Here is a 5,842-nt window from a genome sequence, read left to right as displayed (position 1 = left end):
GCGTCCGGGTCCCCACCAGCCGGCGGGCTCGCGGAGCCCGGTCAGGACGCCCGCGACCCGGCGCGGCTGGTGCGGGACCGCCGCCGCGACCCGGGCGAGGTCCTCGTCGGTCGGCAGCGCGCCGCCGGCGAGACGCGGTGCGGGCGGCGCGTCCGGCGCGGGACGGGTCACGAGGCCGATCTCCGAGATCGCGAGGTCGGTCGTGCCGCGGGCGACGTTCCGCCGTGCGGTGTCCAGCAGGGTCACCAGGAGGTTCGTGCGCAGCTCGGGCTGCTCGTCCGACAGGGGGTTGACCAGTCGCACCGCCCGACGCCGCACGTCGTCGGCGGGCAGGCCGAGCTCGTCGTGCTGGTGGTGCCCGACGAACGGGTAGCTCAGCGTCTCGACGAACCCGGCGCCGACGAGCGCCCGCGCGACCGCCCGACGCACGCGCTGGCCGTCAGTGAGGCCGCGGCCGGTCGGTGCGGGCGGGACGACCGACGGGATGGCGTCGTAGCCCCGGACGCGCGCGACCTCCTCCACCAGGTCGACGGCGACCTGGAGGTCGGGCCGCCAGGTCGGGGGCGTCACGAGCGCCGACCCCGCCGCGTCCTCGGTGACCTCGACCGAGCAGCCGATGGCCTCGAGCGTCGTCCGCGCCTCGTCGGCCGTGTACGGCACGCCGACGAGGCGCGCCGGGTGGCCCAGGTCGAACGGGATCGGGGCGGGCGGCACGGTGCGGTCGACGTCCGTGAGGCCGTCGAACCGTCCCCCGCCGTGCTCGACCAGGAGGTCGGCCGCTCGGCGGACCGCGACGAGCGGCAGCTGCGGGTCGACGCCGCGCTCGAACCTGCGCGACGCCTCGCTCGGCAGCCGGTGCCGACGCGCCGTCCGGGCGACGGAGACGGGGTCGAAGTGCGCGGCCTCGAGCAGCAGGTCCGTCGTCCCGGGGCCGACCTCGCTCTCGGCGCCGCCCATGACGCCGGCGAGGCCGAGCACCCGGCTCGCGCGGTTCCCGGCGGGTGAGTCGGTGATGAGGAGGTCCTCGGGGTCGAGCGCGCGGTCGACGTCGTCGAGCGTCGTGAGCCGCTCGCCCGGGAGCGCCCGGCGCACGACCACCGGCTCCGCGAGCGTCCCGAGGTCGTAGGCGTGCAGCGGCTGGCCCAGGTCCAGCATCACGTAGTTCGTCACGTCGACGGCCAGCGAGATGGGACGCATGCCCGCCTGCGTGAGACGACGCTGCATCCACGCGGGCGACGGGCCCGACGCGGCGACACCGCGGACGACGAGCGCGACGAAGCGGTCGCAGCCCTCGACGCCGTCGATCGGGGTGGCGTCCGCGAGCTCGACGCCGAAGCCCTCGCCGGGCACGTCGTCGTCGGGCACCGGGAGCGCGCGGTCGTGGAACGCCGCTCCCGTCGAGTGCCCGTACTCGCGCGCCACGCCACGCATCGAGAAGCAGTAGCCGCGGTCGGGCGTCACGTTGATCTCGAGGACCTCCTCGCCGAGCCCCAGCAGGGCCCGCGCGTCGGCGCCCACCGGGGCGGCGCCGGCGTCGTACCCGAGGCGCTCGAGCACGATGATGCCCTCGTGGTCGTCGCCGAGGCCGAGCTCGCGCTGCGAGCAGATCATGCCGTCAGAGACGTGCCCGTACGTCTTGCGCGACGCGATCGGGAAGGGCCCCGGCAGGACGGCGCCCGGCAGGGCGACGACGACGCGGTCGCCCACGTCGAAGTTGTGCGCACCGCAGACGATGCCGCGAGGGCGCACGGTGCCGTCGTCGGCGACCTCGTTGTGCTCGGGGCCGACGTCGACGCGGCACCAGTTGATCGTCTTGCCGTTCTTCTGCGGCTCGGGCGTGCGCTCGACCACCTCGCCGACGACGAGCGGCCCCGTGACGGCGGCGGCGTGGACCGCCTCCTCCTCGAGGCCCACCCGGACGAGGTCCACGGCGAGCTGCTCCGCCGTCGTGCCCGCGGGCAGGTCGACGTGCTCGGCGAGCCAGGACAGCGGGACGCGCGGCATCAGAGGATCCCTTCCAGCTGGAGCGAGAAGCGGACGTCGCCCTCGACCATGTCGTGCATGTCGGCGATGCCGTGCTGCAGCATCAGCGTGCGCTCGATGCCGATGCCGAACGCGAAGCCCGTGTAGACCTCAGGGTCCACGCCGCACGCGCGGAGCACGTTCGGGTTGACCATCCCGCAGCCCCCGACCTCGATCCAGCCCGGACCGCCCTTCTTCTGCGGGAACCACATGTCGAGCTCCGCGCTGGGCTCGGTGAACGGGAAGAACGACGGCCGGAACCGCGTGTGCGCCTCCGGGCCGAACATGGCTCGCGCGAAGTGGTCGAGCGTGCCCTTGAGGTGCGCCATCGTCAGGCCCTTGTCGACCGCGAGGCCCTCGACCTGGTGGAAGACCGGCGTGTGGGTCGCGTCGAGCTCGTCGGTGCGGAAGACCTTGCCCGGGCACGCGATGTAGACCGGCAGTTCGCGCTCGAGCAGGGCGCGCGCCTGCACGGGCGACGTGTGGGTGCGCAGGACGAGCCCGGACCCCGCACCCGCCGTGGGGTGCTCGACGAAGAAGGTGTCCTGCATCTGCCGCGCGGGGTGGTCGACGCCGAAGTTCAGCGCGTCGAAGTTGAACCACTCGGCCTCGAGCTCGGGGCCCTCGGCGATCTCCCAGCCCATGGCGACGAACACGTCCGCCACCCGCTCCTGGAGCGCCTCGAGCGGGTGCCGTGCGCCGCGTGGCGACCGGTCGACGGGCAGCGTCATGTCGACCGCCTCCTCGACGAGGACGCGTGCGTCGCGCTCCGCCTCGAGGACCTCCTGACGTGCGGCGAGGGCGGCCTGCACGCGCCCGCGCGCACCGCCCAGGAGCTTGCCGGCCGTCGCCTTGTCGGACGGCGCCAGACCGCCGATGGAGCGGTTGGCGAGCGCGAGCGGGCTCCGGTCGCCGGCGTGCGCGAGGCGTGCGGCCTTGAGGTCGTCGAGGTCGGCCGCCGAGGCGATCGCGGCGAGCGCCGCGTCGACGGCGGCGGCGATGCCGTCCGCGTCGAGCGGGGACAGCGCCGGCGGCGCGTCGGACGTGGACGTGGGGACGTCGGGCATGGTGGTCAGGGCCTTCCAGGGCGGGGCGTGCGTGCGGCACAGGGCGGCCGGTGCGGCCAGGGCGTGGGGCGTGGCCCGCCGTGGGCTGTCGCGAGCGGGCGCCGCGCGCCCGTCCGTGCGCGGCTCAGCCGCGCGGCCCACCTGCGGGCCGGCTAAATCGGTGACCACCGGCCACCGGGCGCCTCTGCGACATGCCGGTCATCCTGCCACAGGCCCCAGCGGGAAGGTCTCGACGACCTCGTGCAGCGCGGCGCCGCCCGGACCGGCGCCGAGCTCGGAGCTGATCAGGTGGACCGCCTCGACCGTCCAGGCCGGGCCCTCGTACACGGCGAGCGCGTGGGACAGGGCGGTGACGGCCGTGACGCCGGGCGCCTCCCGCCTTCGGGACGACTGGCGCCGGGCCTGGTCGCGGACCCGGCCGACCGTGAGATGGGCACGTGAGCGCACGCGGTCGTCCGTCCGGCCGAGCACCTCCGTCCCCAGCAGGGACGCCCCCTCCATGAGGGCGGCCATCGTGGCCACCTCCCCTCCGCACCCGATCCACAGCGTGCGACGGTCGAACAGCCCGGAGCCGCGCAGCGCGAGGTCGAAGGGACGGTGCTCGGCCGCGAGGCTCGCGAGGCCGCCCGCGACCTCGGGCACGGCACCGTCGGGGGTGCCGCCGTAGAACGCGACGGTGAGGTGCCGGTCGCCCGCAGGCGTCCAGCGGACCGGTCCCTGACCCTCGTCGACGAGCGATCCCGCACGCGCGAGGGCGAGCGCGCGCTCCAGGTGGTCGAGCACGTGCGGCGGCGGCAGCACGGCGACGAACAGCCTCATCGCCCGTCTCCTGCCGCGCGCCGGCGCTGGGCGCGCGCCGACGCGTACAGGCACACCGTGGCCGCGGTGGCCAGGTTGAGCGACTCGGCGCGGCCGTGGATCGGCACGCGGACGACGGCGTCCGCCAGTGCGCGGTCCTCGTCGTGCAGCCCCCACGCCTCGTTCCCGAGCACCCATGCCGTGGCGGCCGCGAGGTCGGGGGCGTCCGCCGGACCGGTCCCGGCGACGTCGAGCAGGTCGTCCAGGTCGCGGTCCCCCACGCCGTCGGCCGCGAGGACCGAGCTCCCGGCGGCCCGCAGTCGCGCCACGGCCTCCGCGAGCGGCGTCCCCACCACGACGGGGAGGTGGAACAACGACCCGGCCGTCGACCGGACCACCTTGGGGTTGTGCAGGTCGACGCTGCCCGCCGTGAGGACCACGGCGTCCGCGCCGGCGGCGTCGGCGGCGCGGATGACGGCGCCGGCGTTGCCCGGGTCCCGCACCTGCGAGAGGACGGCGACGAGGCGTGGCCGGCCGGCGACGACGTCGTCGAGGCTCGCGGTGGCCGTCCGCACCACGGCGAGGACGCCCTGGGCGTCGGCGCTCATGACGTCGAGCACGTCCGGTGTGCCGGTCCGCACGACGAGGCCGGAGCGCGCGGCGTCGTCGGCGATCTCCGCGTAGCGGTCGGCCGCGGCCGGCGTCAGGTAGAGCGCCTCGACGCGGTCGCTCGCGTGGCGCACCGCCTCCCGGACGCCCTGCGGACCCTCGACGAGGAAGCGGCCCTGCCGCTCGCGCATCGACCGGCCCGCGAGCGCCCGCACCGCACGCACGCGCTCGGCGCGCGGGTTCGTGAGGTCGGCCTGCTCGTCGCGGCCGGCGGTCGTCGCGTGATCCACGTCCGACATCATCCCGTGCCCTCGGTCACGGGTGCGCATCGCGGGCTCGACGGCTACGCACGGGTGGAGAGGGCTGGGGACGGTAGAGAGACGGGTGCAGCCTGGTACAGCGGGGTGCAGACGCACGGAAGCCCTCGGACGGCGAGGCGTCCGAGGGCTTCCGGAGGTGCTGCTGTGGTGCTCAGGCAGCGGCAGCCGGCGCGTTGACGTCGGCCGGGAGTGCGTCCTTGGCGACCTGCACCAGGGCGTTGAACGCGGGCGCGTCGTTCACGGCGAGGTCGGCGAGGACGCGACGGTCCACCTCGACACCCGCGAGCTTGAGGCCCTGGATGAGGCGGTTGTAGGTCAGCCCCTGCTCACGGGACGCAGCGTTGATGCGCTGGATCCAGAGCTTGCGGAAGTCGCCCTTGCGCGCCTTGCGGTCGCGGTAGGCGTAGACGAGGGAGTGGGTGACCTGCTCCTTCGCCTTCCGGTAGAGGCGCGACCGCTGGCCGCGGTAGCCGCTGGCGCGCTCGAGGGTTGAACGGCGCTTCTTCTGGGCGTTGACCGCCCGCTTCACGCGTGCCACGTGATGCTCCTTGCGTTTCGGGGCTCACAGGTGAGGCCGGGCGCGCTGCGTGCGCGCCGCGAGCTCACTTGCCGAGCAGCTTCTTGATCTTGGGCGTGTCGGCGGGCGAGACCACCTGGTCCGAGGCGAGGCGCCGCGTGCGACGGCTCGACTTGTGCTCGAACAGGTGGCGCGCGCCTGCCTGCTCCCGCATGAGCTTGCCGGTCCCCGTGACGCGGAACCGCTTCTTCGCACCACTGTGCGTCTTGTTCTTCGGCACTGGTGTGCTCTCTTCCATCAGGTCGTCCCGATCGGGACGAGGTTCACGTGCGGGCTGGGGCCCGCACCCGGTCAGGACGACGCGTCGTCGGTGGACTTCGTCCGGGCGGCCGGCTTGGGAGCCGGACGCGCCGGCTTGGCCGGTGCAGGCTTCGCCGCCGCGGTGGGCCGGGGCGTCGCGGACGGCTTCGGTGCCGCGGCCGGCTTGGCCGGTGCGGCCGCCGGTGCGG

Annotated in this window: 6 protein-coding genes; all 6 read right to left on the bottom strand. The window is 75.0% G+C overall.

Annotated features, from left to right (window positions below; translation table 11 throughout):
• On the bottom strand, positions 1-2,004 hold a 2,004-nt coding region (gene pheT / locus ICW40_RS09240), incomplete at its 3' end, for a phenylalanine--tRNA ligase subunit beta (RefSeq protein WP_221653535.1).
• The gene (pheS, locus tag ICW40_RS09235) at positions 2,004-3,089 is read right to left on the bottom strand and encodes a phenylalanine--tRNA ligase subunit alpha (RefSeq protein WP_221653534.1); all 1,086 of its coding nucleotides are present in this window, start codon (positions 3,087-3,089) and stop codon (positions 2,004-2,006) included. The genes pheT and pheS, both read right to left, overlap by 1 nt.
• 198 nt (positions 3,090-3,287) lie before the next feature.
• Positions 3,288-3,908, bottom strand: coding sequence for an RNA 2',3'-cyclic phosphodiesterase (gene thpR, locus ICW40_RS09230; protein ID WP_221653533.1), 621 nt, complete (start codon positions 3,906-3,908; stop codon positions 3,288-3,290).
• On the bottom strand, positions 3,905-4,795 hold the full coding sequence (locus ICW40_RS09225) for a TrmH family RNA methyltransferase (RefSeq protein WP_221653537.1): 891 nt from the start codon (positions 4,793-4,795) through the stop codon (positions 3,905-3,907). Before ICW40_RS09225 ends, thpR begins: the two co-directional genes overlap by 4 nt.
• 172 nt (positions 4,796-4,967) lie before the next feature.
• A complete protein-coding gene (gene rplT / locus ICW40_RS09220; RefSeq protein ID WP_221653532.1) occupies positions 4,968-5,354 on the bottom strand; it encodes a 50S ribosomal protein L20 in 387 nt (128 codons plus the stop codon).
• Between the two features lie 64 nt (positions 5,355-5,418).
• The gene (gene rpmI, locus ICW40_RS09215) at positions 5,419-5,613 is read right to left on the bottom strand and encodes a 50S ribosomal protein L35 (RefSeq protein WP_221653536.1); all 195 of its coding nucleotides are present in this window, start codon (positions 5,611-5,613) and stop codon (positions 5,419-5,421) included.
• Positions 5,614-5,842 lie beyond the last annotated feature (229 nt).

This window comes from Actinotalea ferrariae (assembly GCF_019733465.1).
GTDB lineage: Bacteria > Actinomycetota > Actinomycetes > Actinomycetales > Cellulomonadaceae > Actinotalea > Actinotalea ferrariae_A.
Note: the sequence above shows the minus strand (reverse complement) of the source record. Positions and strands in the feature narration are given on the sequence as shown.

Coding starts and splice junctions, on each gene's coding strand:
- ICW40_RS09225 (WP_221653537.1), bottom strand. CDS start 4,795: ATGTCGGACGTGGATCACGCGACGACCGCCGGCCGCGACGAGCAGGCC.
- thpR (WP_221653533.1), bottom strand. CDS start 3,908: ATGAGGCTGTTCGTCGCCGTGCTGCCGCCGCCGCACGTGCTCGACCAC.
- pheS (WP_221653534.1), bottom strand. CDS start 3,089: ATGCCCGACGTCCCCACGTCCACGTCCGACGCGCCGCCGGCGCTGTCC.